This window comes from Rhodococcus sp. X156 (assembly GCF_004006015.1).
GTDB lineage: Bacteria > Actinomycetota > Actinomycetes > Mycobacteriales > Mycobacteriaceae > X156.
Genome location: NZ_CP034766.1, coordinates 2,779,301 through 2,796,855, shown reverse-complemented (window position 1 = coordinate 2,796,855; position 17,555 = coordinate 2,779,301). Strand labels below are relative to the sequence as shown.

Genomic DNA, 17,555 nt, shown 5'->3' with positions numbered 1-17,555 from the left:
GCCATCGCACGCACCAGGGTCACCGCAGCACCAGGGCGGCGTCGGGGTCCTTGCCCGGGCGCACGTCCAGCGGCTGCACCGGGTGGCCCACCGCGATCGCCCCGAGCGGGCGCCAGTCGGCGGGCAGGTCCAGCTCGGCGCGAACCAGCTCGGGGGTGAAGATGGTGGAGCCGATCCAGCACGAGCCCAGCTCCGCCGCGGCCAGCGCCACCAGCAGGCCCTGCACGGCGGCGCCCCCGGCCACGGTGAACATGGTCTCCTCGGCGGCGGTGCGAGCAGCGTCAGGGTAGGTGTGCGCGCCGTCGGGCACGGCGAAGGGCAGCACCACCTCCGGCGCCTCGCGCAGCAGCGAGCCGCGGCCCACCCGCCGCTCGATCGCCGCTTGGTCCAGGCCGTCCGCGGCCAGGTCGGCGCGCCAGGCCGCGGCCATCGCGTCGAGCAGCCGGGTGCGGGCAGCCGGGTCGCGCAGCCAGACGAAGCGCACCGGTGCCGTGTGGTGCGGCGCGGGGGCGGTCAGCGCCGCGCCGACGGCTCGGCGCAGCACGGCCGGGTCCACCGGCGCGTCGGTGAAGCTGCGCACCGAGCGCCGCCGCAGCAGCGCCTCGGCCCGGCCCTGGGCCAGCGCCTCGGCGGTGCCCAGGGAGAACATGTCGTCCACCCCGCCGCGCACCAGGTCCGCGGCGGTGGAGCCGTCGTCGACGGGGGAGTAGCCGCGCAGCACCGCCACCGGCACCCCGCCGAGCTTGCCCTTCACCAGGTCGGCGGCAGCGGCGATCTCGTCGGCCACCGCCACCTCGGTGACCACCAGGTCGTTGCCGTGCGCGTCGCTGCCCCCGGCGTAGGGGTGCAGCACCCGCAGCCCGGCCGAGCCGATCGCGGCGTCGGTCTGGCCCACCCGCCAGGCGCGGCCCATGGTGTCGGTGACCACCACGGCCACCGTCACCCCGAGCAGCTCCTGGAGCGTGGCGCGCAGCCGCGCGGCACTGGCGTCGGGGTCCACCGGCAGCAGCGCCAGCTCGGTGACGGCGACGTTGGAGCTGTCCACCCCGGACGCCGCCTGCACCACGCCGATGCGGTTCTGGGTGATCAGCGTCCGGCCGCGGCGCGCCAGCACCCGCACGGCCTCGGCCTCCACCAGCTCCCGGCGCAGCTCGTCGCGCTCCTCGGGGTCGGTGGGTGCCGGCACCAGGCGCCCCTCCACCTTGGAGAGCACCTTGCTGGTCACCACCACCACGTCGCCGTCCACCAGCCACGGTGCGGCCGCGGCGAGCGCGGCAGCCAGGTCGTCGCCGGGCCGGAACTCGGGCAGCCCGGGCACCGGCAGCAGCCGCAGCTCGCCGGGTCCCGCGTGGTCGACGACCGAGGAGGTCACAGCGAGACGCCGGCCAGCTCGAGCGCGGCTCGGGCCATCTCGGCGGTGGCGGCCCGGTCGGTCATCAGCAGCGGTGCGGCCCGCACCGCCACGCCGGGCACGTCCGCAGACTCGCCCTCGGCGATCAGCCAGCCGTCCAGCAGCCCGGCCGCCGAGCGCGCGCCGTAGTGCCGGCCCACGGCCTCGGCGGTGGTGTCCACCCCCACCACGGACAGGCAGGTGTCGGCCATGCCGCGCAGCGGTCGGTCGGCCACGATCGGGGAGATGCCCACCACCTTGGCCCTGGTGGTGCGCAGCGCAGCGCGCAGTCCCGGCACGGCGAGCGCGGCTCCCACGCTGACCACCGGGTTGGACGGGGCGATCAGCACCGCGTCGGCGGTCTCGATCGCCTCGAGCACTCCCGGGGCGGGGGTGGCCTGCTCGGCGCCCACCTGGACGAAGGAGTGGGTGGGGACCTGGGCGCGGTAGCGCACCCACCACTCCTGGAAGTGGACGGCGCGGGTTTCTCCGTCGGTGGGGTCGTCCACCACCACGTGGGTCTCGCAGCGGTCGTCGGTGACCGGCAGCAGCCGGATGCTGGACTTCCACCGGGTGCACAGCGCCTCGGTCACCGCCGACAGCGGGTAGCCGGCGCGCAGCATCCGGGTGCGCACCAGGTGGGTGGCGATGTCGCGGTCGCCCAGGCCGAACCAGTCGGGGTCGGCGCCGTAGGCGGCCAGCTCCTCCTTGACCGTCCAGGACTCGTCGTGCTGGCCCCAGCCGCGCTCCACGTCCACTCCGCCGCCCAGGGTGTACATGCAGGTGTCCAGGTCGGGGCAGATCCGCAGGCCGTGCATCCAGACGTCGTCGCCGACGTTCACCAGCGCCGTCACCTCGTGCCGGGCGTCGCCGCCGGCTGCATCCCCGCTGCCTCCCGGGCCGGCCTCCAGCCCGAGCAGCGTCTCCACACCCTGCAGGAAGCGTGCTCCGCCGACCCCGCCCACCAGTACCGTCACCTTCACGGGGAGCCAGCCTATTCCGGGCCGGCGCGGGCGCCGTCGCGCGGTTGCGGCCAGCGGCAGACAGCGGCCGTCAGCGCGAGAGCTGCCCACCCGAGCTCCGGCGTGGCCGTCACGGAGAGTGACGCTCGCCGAGGCCGGTGATCGTCGTCCTCGCGGCCTCAGGCGGCCCTCGGGCAGCCCTCTGGCGCCGATGAGCCAGCCGGGTGTCCGCGGTCGGCCAGCGCGGGTGGGCGGCACGAGGACTCTTCCCCGCGACGCCGGGCCCTCGGCGCTCGCCCAACGGCGCTGGTCGAACGGGTGCGGGGGTCGAGGGCAGCCGATAGTGTGCTCGGCCAGGGGTGCTGGGGCGGACCGCGCGCAGCCGGGGAGCGGGTGGGGAGCGCTGGCCGGGCTCTGACCGGCCGGTTGCTCGACCGGGGCGCGCGAGCGGGACCTTGTCCGAACTGCCAGAATGACGAAGTTCACATCGTGTCGCCGACCAGCAATGTCGGAGGGCGGTGGTAATGCGCCCAGCCTTCGGCGCTTGACCCTCGGGACGGTGTCGGGTCTAATTACAAGAGTGTTATTACCGGCCGGAACGCAGCCGGAACAGGGCGTCACCTGCATCAGACGCGAGCTTGACCGATGAACTACTGGGGGAAGACGTGCTGAAGGAGGCTGGCGTGCCAGAGCTGAATGGGTATACGAAGCGTGAGGGTCGCGCACTTTCTGTTGTGCCCGATGCGATGGACATGCTCTTCGCTGCCGACCCGGGGGCTGGGGATCTCGACGAGCAGTGGCAGGAGCGGGCCCTGTGCTCGCAGACCGACCCCGAGGCGTTCTTCCCCGAGAAGGGTGGCTCCACCCGCGAGGCGAAGCGGATCTGCACCGGGTGCGAGGTTCGCGACGAGTGCCTGGAGTACGCCCTGGCCCACGACGAGCGGTTCGGCATCTGGGGTGGACTGTCCGAGCGTGAGCGTCGCCGGTTGAAGCGCAGCGCAGTCTGACGCCGGTGACTTCCGGCGAGGGCAGCGACGGTCCAAACCTGGTGCACCCCACGGGTGAACGGCGTGCGCCGGAGGGGAGCCCCGCGCGCCCCGCCCCCCACTTCCGTGACCCGGCCCGTGCCGCCCAGCAGCAACAGGCCGATCGTGACCGCGCCACCGAGCGCGAGGCGGAGCAGGAGCGCGCCACTCTCGACTCGCGCGCCCGCCGCACCCTGATCCACGCCGTCACCGCCCCGGTGACGCTGCTGCTGGTCTTCCTCGTCGGCATGACCTTCGCCGTCAACCGCAGCCGCATCGGCGCCGCGGTCTCCGGCGGTGCGCTGCTGCCCACCCCGGACGGCAGCACGACGCTGCTGCGCAGCTACCTCGACGAGTGGCACCCGGTCGCCGGCGGCACCTCCTCGCCCGCAGCTGCGCTCACCGGGCTCTTCGGCCTGCTCGGGGTTCCCTTCGGTGGCGCCGCCCTGGCCATGGCCGTGGTGCTGCTCGCCGCCATCCCGCTGGCCGGCCTGTCCGCCTACTGCGCCACCCGCTCGTCGGGGCTGAGCCCAGCGACTCGGGCGGTGCTCGCCGGCATGTGGGCGCTGCTGCCGGTCGGCACTGCGGCCATCGCCGACGGCCAGCTCGACACCGTGTTCACCTTCGTCCTGCTGCCCGTCGTGCTCGCCGGGGTCGTCAGCGTGCTGCGCGGTGCCCCCGCCGCCCTCGACCGCCAGGGGCGTCCCACCGCGCGCTCGAGCTGGCTGGCCACCACCGCAGGCACCGCACTGGGCCTGGCCGTGCTGGCCAGCGCCTCCCCGGTGATGTACGTGCTGGTGCTCGTGGTGGTGCTGGTCGGGTTCGTGGTGCTGCGCACGGTCCCCGGCACGGCGCTGCGCCGGGCCTTCTCGCTCTTCTTCGTCATCCTCCTGCCGGTGGGCCTGCTGCTGCCCTGGCCGGGCGTGCTGCTCAACCACCCGGCGGTGCTGCTGCAGGGGGTGGGCTCCACCCCCGGGCTGGCCGACTTCTCGCCCACCCAGCTGGTCACGCTGGGTCCAGGCATCACGTCGGTCGCTGGAGCGCTGGTGCTGCTGGTGGCGGTGCTGATGATCATCGTGGCACCCACCTGGCGGATGGTGGCCGGTCTCGCGGTGGCCGGCCTGGGGGTGGCCGCTGCGCTGGTGATCGCCGCGCAGCGCTACGCCCGCCTGCCCGACGCGGCCGCCGTGGCCGGCAACGCCGGCCCGGCCGTGGTGCTCACCGCGCTGGGGCTGTTCCTCGTGGTGATGGCGGGCCTGCAGGCCCAGCAGGAACGGCTGGAGCCCGCCGCCCGCACCAGCCCCATGCTCGGGGTGCTCGGCCTGGCCGTGGTGGCCCTGCTCGGCGTCGGCGTGGTGCTCGGCGGCTCGCAGGGCGACGTGCGCGCCCGCCAGGCCCCGCAGCTGCCTCCCGCGATCGCCGCAGACCTGACCGCGCAGCGGGCGCTGGTGCTGGTGACGGCCGACGGAGACCAGCCCGCACGGCTGTCCTCGCCCGCGCTCCCGCAGCTCGGTGACAACGACCTGGTGCCCACCCCCGACGCCGCCGCGCGGGTGGTGGGGTGGAGCGCCGCCATCACCGGGGGCGGGGAGAACAGCGTGGCCGCCGCAGTGGCCGAGGCCGCGGCGTCGGGGGTGGGCGCCGTGGTGCTGCCCGCCGGCTCGCGGCTGGGCAGCGGCGCCCCAGCTCGGCTGCTCTCCGAGGCCGGCACCACCAGCGACGGCCGCAGCGTGTTCCGGGTGCGGCTGCCCGCCTACGGCGCCAGGGTGCTCGAGCCCGCGCTGGCTACCGCGGCACGCACGGGCGGTCAGCCGCCGGGGGTGCAGGGCAGCACCGACGTGGCCGCACGCGGCACCACCGAGGTGCCCGCCGCACCGCCCGAGCTGGGCGTGAACGTCTCTGCCGGTCCCCAGGGGCGACTGCTGGTGCTGGCCGCCAACACCGAGCCGGGCTGGGACGTCCGCATCAACGGCACGCTGGTGGCGGTGGCTCCGGCCTACGGGCACCTGGTGGGCGTGGCGCTGCCGGACACCGCCAGCGAGATCACCGTGCAGCGCTCGGACACCCTGCGCAGCGTCCTGCTGCTGGTGCAGGCCGGCGTGCTGCTGTTCACCCTGCTGCTGGCGATCCCGCCGCGCCGCCGGGCCGTGCCGGTCAGTCCTGCGGGGGATCCGACGGGTCCTCGTCCTCGTCCTCGCCGTCCGGGTCGATGGTCGCTGCGTCGAGGCCGAGGTAGGTAGCCACCTGCTCCACGAGCACCTCGTGGATCAGGTCGGTGAGCTCCTCGGGCTGCTTGGCACGCAGCTCCAGCGGCCGGCGGAACAGCACGATGCGGGCCCGCGTCACGTCCCCGCGCCGGTCCACTCCGGCCTGCACCAGCCGGGCCAGCGGCACCGCCGCGTCGGCGATCACCTCCGGCGGCCAGGAGGTGGCGGCCGGGTCGTCCCGACGCACTCGCGCGATGTCCACGGCGCGCACCGGCGGAACGTCGTCCACCGCCACGTCCAGCGAGCGCAGCTGCTCGTGCCAGCGCTGGTTGATCGGCGCCAGTGCCGCCAGCACCAACCCGTCGAAGCGCTCGGCCCGGGTGCGCCAGGCTGGGACCGTGGTGGGCAGGATCGGGCCGCGCACACCACGCCCGCGCAGCTCCGCTCGCCGCGCTGAGCGCCGCACCCGCGGCAGTGGTCGGGACGCCATGTGCAGCAGAGTACGCAGTCCTCCGGCGAGTCGAGCCCGGCCCGCGCGGGCGGTGGGGCTAAGGTCGCCGCCGTGAGGTCAACACGTCGGTGTTCCCGGCCCGGGTGCACAAGTTCCGCAGTCGCGACGCTGACGTATGTCTACTCCGACTCCACCGCTGTCGTCGGGCCGCTGGCCACCAACGACGAGCCGCACTCCTACGACCTGTGCGAGACCCACGCCACGCGGCTCACCGTGCCGCGCGACTGGGAGGTCGTCCGCCACGTCGGCGGCTTCGCCGCGCAGGGCCCGGACGACGACGACCTCACCGCGCTGGCTGAGGCCGTGCGCGAGGCCGGCCGCTCCGGCTCCGCCCCGCAGCCCCGCTCGGGGGAGGCGCGCGGTTCCGACACCGGCGGCCGCTCGGAGCAGCACCCCAGCGCCGAGGCCACCACCGGGCGCCGTGGGCACCTGCGCGTCCTGCCCGACCCCAACGACTGACTCGGCCGGCCAGACCCGCCGGTTAGGCTGTGTCGGCGCGCGGCAGCCGTGCCGACCGGCGCCCCGCGCAGCAGGTCGAGCAGCAAGTCGAGCAGCGCAGCAAGCAAGAGCAAACAGAGTGGAGCGTGCGTGAACGACCAGGTGCTGGCCGACCGGACCGAGCTGCTGGCGTCGGTGGTCAAGGCCTACGACGTGCGCGGCCTGGTCGGGGAGCAGCTCGACGCGGCCCTGGTGCGTGAGCTGGGCGCCGCCTTCGGACGGCTGGTGCGCGACGCCGGCCGCGTCGTCGTCGGCCAGGACATGCGGGCCTCCTCTCCCGAGCTGGCGGAGGCCTTCGCCGCCGGCGTGGTGGCGCAGGGCCTGGACGTGGTGCACGTCGGGCTCGCCTCCACCGACCAGCTCTACTTCGCCTCCGGGGCGCTGGACTGCCCGGGGGCCATGTTCACCGCCAGCCACAACCCGGCCACCTACAACGGCATCAAGATGTGTCGCGCGGGGGCCAAGCCCATCGGGCAGGACACCGGCCTGGCGCAGATCCGCGCCGAGGCCGCCCAGCAGGTGCCCGACCTGGACGTCGCGCCGGGCACCGTCAGCCACCAGGACGTGCTCGCCGACTATGCCGCGCACCTGCACGGGCTGGTCGACTGCTCCGCGCTGCGCCCCATGACGGTGGCCGTGGACGCGGGCAACGGCATGGCCGGGCACACCGTGCCCGCCGTGCTGGGCGCGCTCCCGCTGCAGGTGCAGCCGTTGTACTTCGAGCTCGACGGCACCTTCCCCAACCACGAGGCGAACCCGCTGGACCCGGCCAACCTGGTGGATTTGCAGGCCCACGTGCTGGCCACCTCGGCCGACCTCGGGCTGGCCTTCGACGGCGACGCTGACCGGTGCTTCGTGGTGGACGAGCGAGGCGAGCCCGTGTCCCCGTCCGCGGTGACCGCCCTGGTGGCCGCCCGCACCCTGGCGGTCCAGCCCGGTGCCACCATCATCTACAACCTGATCACCTCCCGGGCGGTGCCGGAGCTGGTCACCGAGCTGGGCGGCACCGCGGTGCGCACCCGGGTGGGGCACTCGTTCATCAAGCAGGAGATGGCTGAGCGCGGCGCCGTGTTCGGCGGCGAGCACTCCGCGCACTACTACTTCCAGGACTTCTGGTGCGCCGACTCCGGCATGCTGGCCGCGCTGCACGTGCTGGCCGCGCTCGGTGAGCAGGACCGCCCGCTGTCGGAGCTGATGGCCCAGTACGAGCGCTACGCCGCCTCCGGCGAGGTGAACTCCACCGTGTCCGACGCGGCCGCGGCCACCGCGGCCGTGCGCGAGGCCTTCGCCGACCGCGCCGTGTCGGTGGACACCCTCGACGGGATGACCGTGGACCTGGCCGACGGCGCCTGGTTCAACCTGCGCGCGTCCAACACCGAGCCGCTGCTGCGCCTGAACGTGGAGGCCGCCGACGCCACCGCGGTCGCTGCGCTGCGGGACGAGGTGCTCGCGATCGTGCGGGGGTGACTACGGTGTTCGGTGGACCCCGGGTCGCCGCGCCGAGGTGGCCGGAGCGAACCACTGGACCCGACCGACGGACGGTGTGCAGCACGCACCCCCGTTCCCTGTTGCCCGCACGAGGAGAGGACGGCATGACCATGGCTGTTTCGCTTGACCCCCAGCTGATGGAGATCCTCGCCTGCCCCTGCCCGGAGCACGCCCCGCTGCGGGCCGGCTCGGCCACCGACCCCGACGCGGACGCGCTGACCTGCACCAGCTGTGGTCGCACGTTCCCGGTGGTCGACGGCATCCCGGTGCTGCTGCTGGACGAGGCGCTGCACCCCGAACCGGGCCAGCCCCGGTCGGCTGACCCCGCGACGTCATGACCGCCTCCGGCGCCGCTGCTCGCGCGCTGGCTCCCGCCGACCTGGACGACACCGAGCGCCTGCTCGCTGCCGACGCCGACGGGCGCCTGCGAGGTGCGGCCTCGGCCGGGGCCTCCGTGCGGGCCGTCGCCGCCGCGGTGGCCGAGGGCGCCCTGGCCCGGCTGCAGGGCGCCAGCGTGCGCAGCGTGGTGCTGCTCGCCCCGCGCGGGCCCGCGCGCCACGCCGCGGAGTGGCTGCAGGCCCTGTGCGGTGACAGCAGCACCGTTCCCGTGGTGGTCGCCGCCCAGGCACCGCGCTGGGTGGGCGCGCTGGACGTGGTGGTGGTGCTCTCCGACGACCCCGGCGACCAGCAGCTGGCGGAGTCGGTGGGGCGCGTGGTGGGCCGAGGCGCCGAGCTGGTGCTCGCCGCACCCGAGGAGGGGCTGCTCGCCCCCGCAGCGGCAGGGCGCGCCCTGCTGCTGCCGCCCCGGCTCCCGCTGCCGCAGGGCATGGGGCTCTTCCGCTTCGCCGCGGTGGGCCTGGCCGTGCTGAGCGCGCTGCGCGTGCTGGCGGGCCCCGACCTGGAGGCCCTCGCCGACGAGCTCGACGCCGAGGCCGGCCGCAACCAGCCGGGCACCGAGGTGTTCGCCAACCCGGCCAAGCTGCTGGCGCTGCGCTGCGCCGGGCACCGCCTGGTGGTGGCGGCGGAGCACCCGGCGGCGGTGGTGCTGGCCGGTCACGTGGCCACCTCGCTGCTGCGCAACGCGGCCGTGGTGGTCGGTGCCGCCGAGCTGGCCCAGGTGCTGCTCTCGCGGCGCCACGGCCCGGCCGCGGTGGCGACTCCGGTGGTCGACCCGATCTTCCACGACCCGGACATCGACGGGCCCCTTCCCGAGCCGCCCCTGCGGGTGCTGCTGCTGGGCACCGCGGAGGAGGAGACGCGCCTGCGTGCGCTCAGCGAGTCGCTGCCGGACGTCGAGCTGGTGCTCGGCACGCTCGACGACGGCCCGCTGCGCCACCACCCAGCGGCAGAGCTGCTGCTGCTGGCCGCGCGGTGCGAGACGGCCGCGGTGTACCTGGGGCTGGCGAGCTGAGCCCAGGGACACCACCAACCGGCAAGGCGAGGGAGCGGAGAACGACGTGCACGAGCTGCTAGGGGTGGTGCGGCACTACGCGTGGGGATCGCGCACCGCCCTCGCCGAGCTGACTGGCCGTCCGGCGCCGGCGCCGCACCCGGAGGCCGAGCTGTGGCTGGGCGCGCACCCTGCCGACCCCGCCACCGTGCGCCGCGCCGACGGCCAGGAGCTCTCGCTGCTCGCCGCGATCGAGGCCGAGCCCGAGGTCCAGCTGGGGGCAGCGTGCTGCGCGCGCTTCGGCGGCACGCTGCCGTTCCTGTTCAAGGTGCTCGCGGCCGACGAGCCGCTGTCGCTGCAGGCCCACCCCAGCGCCGAGCAGGCGCGGGAGGGCTACGAGCGGGAGGAGCAGCGCCGCGTGCCGCAGGGCTCGCAGGAGCGCAACTACCGCGACCCCAGCCACAAGCCCGAGCTGCTCTGCGCCCTGACCACCTTCCACGCGCTGGCGGGCTTCCGCCGCGTCGACCGCACCATCGAGCTGCTCACCGCGATGCGCTGCCCCGAGCTGGACACCTACCTGGGCCTGCTCGCGGGGCAGCCGGACTCCCACGGCCTGCGGGCCGTGCTGACGACCTGGATCACCCTGCCGGTGCAGGTGCTGGAGTCGCTGCTGCCCGCGGTGCTGTCCAGCCTCACCAAGCTGGTGGCCGAGGACGGCGACTTCGTGCTGGAGGCGCAGACCACCCTCGAGCTGGGGGAGCGCTACCCGGGCGACGCGGGGGTGCTGGCCTCGCTGCTGCTGAACCGAGTGGTGCTGAAGCCGGGTGAGGCCATCTACCTGCCTGCCGGCAACCTGCACGCCTACCTCAGCGGGGTGGGGGTGGAGGTGATGGCCAACTCCGACAACGTGCTGCGCGGTGGCCTGACCCCCAAGCACGTGGACGTGCCCGAGCTGCTGCGGGTGCTCGACTTCGCCCACGGCGACATGCCGGTGCTCTCCGGCACCCCGTGGTCGGGGGGGCCGGCGAGCCAGGGCGCCGCCGAGCTGGGCTACCCCACCCCGACGGAGGAGTTTGCGCTCTCCCGCGTCGAGCTGCCCGCGGGCGACCGGCTGACGCTGGGCCGCGGCAGCCCCCAGGTGCTGCTGTGCACGGTCGGCCAGGCCCGGCTGAGCACCGCCGACGGCGCGGAGCTCACCGTGGACAAGGGCGGATCGGTGTGGCTGCCGGCCACCGGTGCGGCGGTGTCGGTGGTGGCAGGAGATGATGGCGCTCAGCTGTTTCGCGTGCGGGACGGCCTGACCACCGACGAGGCCCCCACCGGGGCCTGACCCCGCTCACCCAAGGAGTTCACGGATGTCCGCATCAGGCGGTACCAAGGCCATCCTCGCGGCGCTGGTCGCCAACGCGGGAATCGCGGTCGCCAAGTTCGTCGGCTTCCTCGTGACCGGGTCGTCGTCGATGCTCGCCGAGTCGGTGCACTCGGTGGCCGACACCTCCAACCAGGGGCTGCTGCTGCTCGGGCAGAAGCGGGCCAAGAAGGCCGCCACCCAGCTGCACCCGTTCGGCTTCGGCCGCAACCGCTACTTCTACTCCTTCGTGGTGGCGCTGGTGCTGTTCACCCTGGGCTCGATGTTCGCCCTCTACGAGGGCATCCACAAGATCTCCCACCCGGAGGAGCTCACCTCGCCCGGGGTGGCCATCGGAGTGCTGCTGGTGGCCGTCGGCCTGGAGACCTACAGCTTCCGCACCGCCGTGCACGAGTCGCGCCCGCTCAAGGGCAGGGCCAGCTGGTGGCAGTTCATCCGCACCTCGCGCAGCCCCGAGCTGCCGGTGGTGCTGCTGGAGGACGCCGGCGCGCTGGTCGGCCTGCTGCTCGCCCTCGTCGGTGTCGGCATGAGCGTGCTCACCGGTGACCCGGTGTGGGACGGCATCGGAACCGTGAGCATCGGCCTGCTGCTCGGTGTCATCGCCGTCATCCTCATCATCGAGATGCAGAGCCTGCTGATCGGCGAGGGCGCCACCCCGGGGGAGGAGCAGGCCATCCAGGCAGCCCTGGTCGGGGGCGCGATCGACCGCGTGGTGCACCTCAAGACGCAGTACCTGGGTCCGGAGGAGCTGCTGGTGGCCGCCAAGGTCGCCGTGGGCGGCGACGAGACCAGTGCCGGCATCGCCGCCGCCATCGACGCCGCCGAGGAGCGGGTGCGCGCCGCCGTGCCCGCCGCGCGGGTGATCTACCTCGAGCCCGACCTCTACCGCGCCCCTGCCGCAGGGGCGCTGCGCCACGGCGCGGAGCAGGACCAGGGCTAGCGGTCGCTGCGCCCAGACCGGCTGAGCCGCAGCAGGACTACCGCTCACCAGGCCATTGGGCAACGGGGTGGCTACCGTACTAGCGTTCACGGCCCGACCGGTGCAGTTCCCCCTCGTGAGAAGAAGGCAATCCTGATGAGATCAGGCAGCGTGTTCCGGACGAAGTCCGTCGAGCAGTCGATCGCGGACACCGAGGAGCCCGAGCACCAGCTGAAGAAGGCGCTGGGGCCCGTCGACCTCATCGTCTTCGGTGTCGGCGTGGTGATCGGCACCGGCATCTTCGTGCTCACCGGTGAGGCCGCCGGGCTCGAGGCGGGACCTGCCGTGGCGCTGTCCTTCGTCTTCGCCGCCATCGTCTGCGGCCTGGCCGCGCTCTGCTACGCGGAGTTCGCCAGCACCGTGCCGGTGGCCGGCAGCGCCTACACGTTCTCCTACGCCAGCCTGGGCGAGCTGCTGGCCTGGATCATCGGCTGGGACCTCATCCTGGAGATGGCGCTGGGCGCGGCGACCGTGGCGGTCGGCTGGTCGGGCTACCTGCAGGAGCTGCTGGAGACCATCGGGTGGCACCTGCCCTCGTCCATCGCCGGCGAGGAGGCGACGGTCAACGTCACCGCCGCAGCCATCGTGCTCATCCTCACCGGCGTCATCTGCCTGGGCATCAAGGTCTCCAGCCGGGTCAACGCCGTCGCCGTGCTGATCAAGCTGGGCGTGGTGCTGCTGGTGATCGTGGCCGGGTTCTTCTACGTCAAGGCCAGCAACTACGACCCGTTCATCCCGCCGTCGGGCTCACCCAGCGCCAAGCCGGACGAGGCGCCGTCGCTGTCGCTGCTGCAGGAGCTCGGGTTCGCGCCCGGCGCGTTCGGCGTGGGCGGCATCTTCGCCGCCGCCGCCACCGTGTTCTTCGCCTTCATCGGCTTCGACATCGTGGCCACCGCCGCCGAGGAGACCAAGAAGCCGCAGCGCGACATGCCCATCGGCATCTTCGGCTCGCTGGCCATCTGCACCGCGCTCTACGTGCTGGTCTCCGTGGTCATCACCGGCATGGTCAAGTACAACGAGATCGAGGCGTCGGCGCCGTTGGCGGCGGCGTTCCGGTCGGTGGGGCAGGACGCCATCGCCACCCTCATCTCCGTGGGCGCCCTGGCCGGTCTGACCACCGTGATGATGATCCTCATGCTCGGCCAGAGCCGGGTGTTCTTCGCGATGAGCCGCGACCGGCTGCTGCCCGCCCCGTTCGCCAAGGTCTCCCCGCGCACCGGCACCCCGGTGGTCACCACCGTGGTCACCGGCATCGTGGTGGCCACCATCGCGGCGCTGGTGCCGCTCACCGAGCTGGCCAAGCTGGTCAACATCGGCACCCTGTTCGCCTTCGTGCTGGTGGCCATCGGCGTGGTGGTGCTGCGCCGCACCCGGCCCGACCTCAAGCGTTCGTTCCGCACGCCGCTGGTGCCCTTCGTGCCCATCGTGTCGGTGCTGGCCAGCGTCTACCTGATGCTCAACCTCCCGGTGGACACCTGGCTGCGCTTCCTCGCCTGGATGGCCATCGGGGTGGTGCTCTACTTCGTCTACGGCCGCAAGCGCAGCACCCTGGCCGAGGGCTACGAGCGGCCCGAGGGCATGCGGCCGGCGGTGTCCTCACCGTCGGACAGCGGCTAGGCCGCTCGGCGAGCGGCTCCCGCTAGGCGGCGTCGAGGCGCGCGCGCTGCTCCGGGGTGAGCGCCAGCTCGGTGGCTGCGGCGGAGGCCACGGCGCTCGCCGGGCGGGAGGCACCGGGAATGGGGATGACCACGTCGGCGGCGGCCAGCTCCCAGGCCAGTGCCACCTGCTGCGGGCTCACGTGGTGCTCGGCGGCCACCTCGGCGAACGCCTGGTGAGCCTGGCCCAGCTCGGCCGCCTTGCCGATGCCGCCCAGCGGCGACCAGGGCAGGAAGGCCACGCCCAGCTCGGCGCACAGCTCCAGCTCCGGCCGCGAGGAGCGAAAGCGCGGGGAGTACTCGTTCTGCACGCTGGCCAGGCGCCCGCCCAGCACCCGCTGGGCCAGCCGGATCTGGTCGACGTCGAAGTTGGAGACGCCGGCCATGCTGATCTTGCCCTCGTCCAGCAGCTCGGCCAGCGCGCCCACCGACTCCTCCACGGGGACGGCCGGGTCGGGCCGGTGGAGCTGGTAGAGGTCGATGGTGTCCACCCCGAGCCGACGCAGCGAGGCCTCGCAGGCCGCGCGCAGGTGCTCCGGGCGCCCGTCCAGGGCCCAGCCGCCGTCGGCGGTGCGGACGTGCCCGCCCTTGGTGGCCACCAGCACGTCCTCGCGGTCACCGCCCCAGTGCCGCAGCGCCTCGGCGACCAGCTCCTCGTTGTGCCCGAAGTCCGAGGCGTCCAGGCTGTAGGCGTCGGCGGTGTCGATCAGCGTGACGCCGGCGTTGAGGGCAGCATGGACGGTGGCCAGCGCGCGCTCGCGGTCCGGTCGGCCCTGCACGGACATGGGCATGCCGCCCAACCCGATTGCGCTGACGGTGCGACTGCCGATCGTGCGGTGCTCCATCGCTACAGCCTGCCCGGTGCCGCACCTGCGCGCCAGCGGCCGAGAACCGATAACCTGTTCAGTTGACCCCCTCGACAAGGAGCAAAATTCTATGACCCTGGCTGCAACCGAGCTGACCGCCGACTCCCGCAACGGCATCGACTACAAGGTCGCCGACCTCGCCCTGGCGGAGTTCGGGCGCAAGGAGATCCGCCTTGCCGAGCACGAGATGCCGGGTCTGACGACGCTGCGCCGGGAGTACTCGGAGGTCAAGCCGCTCAAGGGTGCGCGCATCTCCGGCTCGCTGCACATGACGGTGCAGACGGCCGTGCTCATCGAGACCCTGGTCGACCTGGGCGCCGAGGTCCGCTGGGCCTCCTGCAACATCTTCTCCACCCAGGACCACGCCGCGGCCGCCATCGTCGTGGGCCGCAACGGCACCCCCGAGGAGCCCAAGGGCGTCCCGGTGTTCGCCTGGAAGGGTGAGTCGCTGGAGGAGTACTGGTGGTGCGCCGAGCAGATGCTCACCTGGCCGGGTGGGGAGACCGCGAACATGATCCTCGACGACGGTGGCGACGCCACCATGTACGTCCTCAAGGGCGCGCAGTACGAGAAGACCGGCGTCGTGCCCTCCACCGAGGACACCGACTCCGAGGAGTACCAGGTGGTCCTGGAGACGCTGCGGCGCTCGCTGGAGCAGTCCACCACCAAGTGGACCGAGACCGCCAAGAACATCCGCGGTGTCACCGAGGAGACCACCACCGGCGTCATCCGGCTCTACCAGTTCTCCGCCTCCGGCGAGCTGCCCTTCCCGGCCATCAACGTCAACGACTCGGTGACCAAGAGCAAGTTCGACAACAAGTACGGCACCCGCCACTCGCTGATCGACGGGATCAACCGCGGCACCGACGTGCTCATCGGCGGCAAGGCCTGCCTGGTCGTCGGCTACGGCGACGTGGGCAAGGGCTGTGCCGAGGCGCTCAAGGGCCAGGGTGCCCGCGTGGTCGTCGCCGAGGCCGACCCGATCTGCGCGCTGCAGGCGATGATGGACGGCTACTCCGTGGAGACCGTGGACCAGGCCATCGGCAAGGCCGACATCGTCATCACCGCCACCGGAAACCTGAACATCATCACCCTGGACCACATGCGGCAGATGAAGCACCAGGCCATCCTGGGCAACATCGGCCACTTCGACAACGAGATCGACATGGCGGGGCTGCAGGGCGACAAGGACATCCGTCGCATCAACATCAAGCCCCAGGTGGACGAGTTCATCTTCCCGAACGGCCACACCATCATCGTGCTGAGCGAGGGCCGCCTGCTCAACCTGGGCAACGCCACCGGCCACCCCAGCTTTGTGATGAGCAACTCCTTCGCCAACCAGGTGATCGCGCAGATCGAGCTGTGGACCAAGCCCGACGAGTACGACAACGAGGTGTACCGCCTCCCCAAGCACCTGGACGAGAAGGTGGCCCGCATCCACGTGGAGGCCTTGGGCGGCACGCTGACCAAGCTCACCAAGGAGCAGGCGGAGTACATCGGCGTGGACGTCGAGGGCCCGTACAAGCCCGAGCACTACCGCTACTGAGCACCCGCCCGCTCGGGCCCCGCTAGGCACTGCCCAGCACCGCGGTCAGGGCCCTCAGCGCCCTCCAGGGATCTCCTGGGGGCGCTGAGGGCCCTGACCGTCGTTCGGGGTCGGTTAGGGTAGTTGCCCGTGGGCGTACTCGTGACGGTGGAAGGTCTTGACGGCGCGGGAAAGCGGACGCTGAGCACCGCGCTGACCGCCGAGCTCGCCTCCCGCGGGCTCCGGGTGGGCGCCACCGCCTTTCCCCGCTACGGCCGCTCGGTGCACGCCGACCTGGTCTCCGAGGCGCTGCACGGCAAGGTCGGCGACCTCGGCGACAGCGTGCACGGCATGGCCGTGCTGTTCGCCCTCGACCGCGCCGAGGCCGTCCCCGAGCTCACCGAGATGCTGGCCAGCAACGACGTGGTGCTGCTCGACCGCTACGCCGCCTCCAACGCCGCCTTCGGTGCGGCCCGACTGCACCAGGACGCCCGCGGCGAGTTCGCCGAGTGGATCCGGCAGCTGGAGTTCGACCGCCTGCGCCTGCCCGCACCCACCCTGCAGGTGCTGCTGCGGGTGCCCGTCGCCGTGGCCACCGCGCGCGCGGCGGACCGCGAGTCCGCCGACGCCGGCCGCGCCCGCGACGCCTTCGAGCGCGACGCCGGGCTGCAGGAGCGCACCGGGGCGGTCTACGAGGGCCTGGCCGCCGACGGCTGGGCAGGGGCCTGGCACGTCCACGAGCAGCCCGACGCCGCCGACACCGCTGCCCCGGCCGGCGCAGCCGTCGCCGCGGTGACCGCGCTCGCCGACCGGGTGCTGGCGGGGGCGGACGCATGAGCACGGTGGCGCGCAGGCGAGCTCACGCTCGCGTCGCGGGGCAGTGCACCACGACGCAGGTGTCAGGATGGGCGGCATGAAACCACGGATCTTGGTCGTCGACGACGACGCGGCACTGGCAGAGATGCTGACCATCGTGCTGCAGGGCGAGGGCATGGACGCCGCCGTCGTGGGGGACGGGTCCAAGGCGATGGCCGCGGTCCGCGAGTTCAAGCCGGACCTGGTCCTGCTCGACCTGATGCTGCCCGGCATGAACGGCATCGACGTGTGCCGGGTGATCCGGGCGGAGTCGGGCGTGCCGATCGTCATGCTCACCGCCAAGACCGACACCGTGGACGTGGTGCTGGGCCTGGAGTCTGGCGCCGACGACTACGTGATGAAGCCGTTCAAGGCCAAGGAGCTGATCGCGCGGCTGCGGGCCCGGCTGCGGCGCACCGCCGAGGTGCCCGCGGAGATCCTGCACATCGCCGACGTGGAGATCGACGTCCCCGCGCACCAGGTCACCCGCAACGGCACGCCCATCTCGCTCACCCCGCTGGAGTTCGACCTGCTGGTGGCGCTGGCCCGCAAGCCGCGCCAGGTGTTCAGCCGGGACGTGCTCCTGGAGCAGGTGTGGGGCTACCGCCACGCCGCGGACACTCGCCTGGTCAACGTGCACGTGCAGCGCCTGCGCGCCAAGATCGAGGTGGACCCCGAGCGTCCGGAGGTGGTTCTCACCGTCCGCGGCGTGGGGTACCGCGCCGGCCCGCCGTGAGACGAGCGCTCACCAGGCTCGCCCACCGCGCCGGACGCACCCCGCCCGGCGCAGCGCTGCGGCACCTGCTGCGCGACCTCTGGCACACCTCCGCGGCCG

General features: G+C 73.3%; 16 protein-coding genes. 12 read left to right on the top strand and 4 right to left on the bottom strand.

Annotation, left to right across the window (positions count from 1 at the left end):
• Window positions 1-19 precede the first annotated feature (19 nt).
• On the bottom strand, window positions 20-1,372 hold the full coding sequence (locus ELX43_RS13225; protein WP_127783832.1) for a coenzyme F420-0:L-glutamate ligase: 1,353 nt from the start codon (window positions 1,370-1,372) through the stop codon (window positions 20-22).
• Window positions 1,369-2,373 carry a 2-phospho-L-lactate transferase gene (gene cofD / locus ELX43_RS13220; RefSeq protein WP_127783831.1) on the bottom strand — a complete coding sequence of 335 codons (1,005 nt, stop codon included), beginning with the start codon at window positions 2,371-2,373 and terminating at the stop codon, window positions 1,369-1,371. Before cofD ends, ELX43_RS13225 begins: the two co-directional genes overlap by 4 nt.
• 725 nt (window positions 2,374-3,098) lie before the next feature.
• Here cofD and ELX43_RS13215 point away from each other — a divergent pair.
• Together ELX43_RS13215 and ELX43_RS13210 are read left to right on the top strand one after the other, a co-directional pair.
• Complete coding sequence (locus ELX43_RS13215) at window positions 3,099-3,359, top strand: WhiB family transcriptional regulator (protein WP_206518262.1); 261 nt, start codon at window positions 3,099-3,101, stop codon at window positions 3,357-3,359.
• A 5-nt stretch (window positions 3,360-3,364) separates the two neighbouring features.
• A complete protein-coding gene (locus ELX43_RS13210; RefSeq protein ID WP_127783830.1) occupies window positions 3,365-5,617 on the top strand; it encodes a hypothetical protein in 2,253 nt (750 codons plus the stop codon).
• Here ELX43_RS13210 and ELX43_RS13205 read toward each other — a convergent pair.
• A complete protein-coding gene (locus ELX43_RS13205) occupies window positions 5,532-6,074 on the bottom strand; it encodes a metallopeptidase family protein (RefSeq protein ID WP_127783829.1) in 543 nt (180 codons plus the stop codon). The two genes, ELX43_RS13210 and ELX43_RS13205, sit on opposite strands and share 86 nt — an antisense overlap.
• Window positions 6,075-6,146: 72 nt before the next feature.
• Here ELX43_RS13205 and ELX43_RS13200 point away from each other — a divergent pair, with 72 nt between their 5' ends.
• From ELX43_RS13200 to ELX43_RS13170, 7 genes are all read left to right on the top strand, one after another.
• Window positions 6,147-6,554, top strand: coding sequence for a DUF3499 domain-containing protein (locus tag ELX43_RS13200; RefSeq protein WP_127783828.1), 408 nt, complete (start codon window positions 6,147-6,149; stop codon window positions 6,552-6,554).
• 144 nt (window positions 6,555-6,698) lie between these two features.
• On the top strand, window positions 6,699-8,060 hold the full coding sequence (locus ELX43_RS13195; protein WP_127784894.1) for a phosphomannomutase/phosphoglucomutase: 1,362 nt from the start codon (window positions 6,699-6,701) through the stop codon (window positions 8,058-8,060).
• Window positions 8,061-8,191: 131 nt separating this feature from the next.
• Window positions 8,192-8,419, top strand: a complete 228-nt coding sequence (locus ELX43_RS13190; protein ID WP_127783827.1) for a Trm112 family protein — start codon at window positions 8,192-8,194, stop codon at window positions 8,417-8,419.
• Window positions 8,416-9,492: a tobH protein gene (locus tag ELX43_RS13185; protein WP_127783826.1), complete on the top strand. Its 1,077-nt coding sequence runs from the start codon at window positions 8,416-8,418 to the stop codon at window positions 9,490-9,492. The genes ELX43_RS13190 and ELX43_RS13185 overlap by 4 nt, the downstream gene beginning before the upstream one ends.
• 46 nt (window positions 9,493-9,538) lie before the next feature.
• Window positions 9,539-10,801 (top strand): mannose-6-phosphate isomerase, class I, encoded by a 1,263-nt coding sequence (manA, locus tag ELX43_RS13180; protein ID WP_127783825.1) that lies wholly within the window; start codon window positions 9,539-9,541, stop codon window positions 10,799-10,801.
• 25 nt (window positions 10,802-10,826) lie between these two features.
• Complete coding sequence (locus tag ELX43_RS13175) at window positions 10,827-11,780, top strand: cation diffusion facilitator family transporter (RefSeq protein ID WP_127783824.1); 954 nt, start codon at window positions 10,827-10,829, stop codon at window positions 11,778-11,780.
• Window positions 11,781-11,915: 135 nt separating this feature from the next.
• On the top strand, window positions 11,916-13,436 hold the full coding sequence (locus tag ELX43_RS13170) for an amino acid permease (RefSeq protein WP_127783823.1): 1,521 nt from the start codon (window positions 11,916-11,918) through the stop codon (window positions 13,434-13,436).
• Between the two features lie 22 nt (window positions 13,437-13,458).
• Here the strand turns inward: ELX43_RS13170 and ELX43_RS13165 are convergent, their stop codons facing one another.
• Window positions 13,459-14,319, bottom strand: coding sequence for an aldo/keto reductase (locus ELX43_RS13165; RefSeq protein WP_127783822.1), 861 nt, complete (start codon window positions 14,317-14,319; stop codon window positions 13,459-13,461).
• 91 nt (window positions 14,320-14,410) lie between these two features.
• Between ELX43_RS13165 and ahcY the strand changes: the two genes are divergently transcribed.
• The 3 genes from ahcY (at window position 14,411) to mtrA (ending at window position 17,456) form a co-directional block, all read left to right on the top strand.
• Window positions 14,411-15,886, top strand: coding sequence for an adenosylhomocysteinase (ahcY, locus tag ELX43_RS13160; RefSeq protein WP_127783821.1), 1,476 nt, complete (start codon window positions 14,411-14,413; stop codon window positions 15,884-15,886).
• Window positions 15,887-16,015: 129 nt separating this feature from the next.
• Window positions 16,016-16,702: a dTMP kinase gene (locus tag ELX43_RS13155; RefSeq protein WP_127783820.1), complete on the top strand. Its 687-nt coding sequence runs from the start codon at window positions 16,016-16,018 to the stop codon at window positions 16,700-16,702.
• Window positions 16,703-16,769: 67 nt separating this feature from the next.
• On the top strand, window positions 16,770-17,456 hold the full coding sequence (gene mtrA, locus ELX43_RS13150) for an MtrAB system response regulator MtrA (RefSeq protein ID WP_127783819.1): 687 nt from the start codon (window positions 16,770-16,772) through the stop codon (window positions 17,454-17,456).
• The last annotated feature ends 99 nt before the right edge of the window (window positions 17,457-17,555 follow it).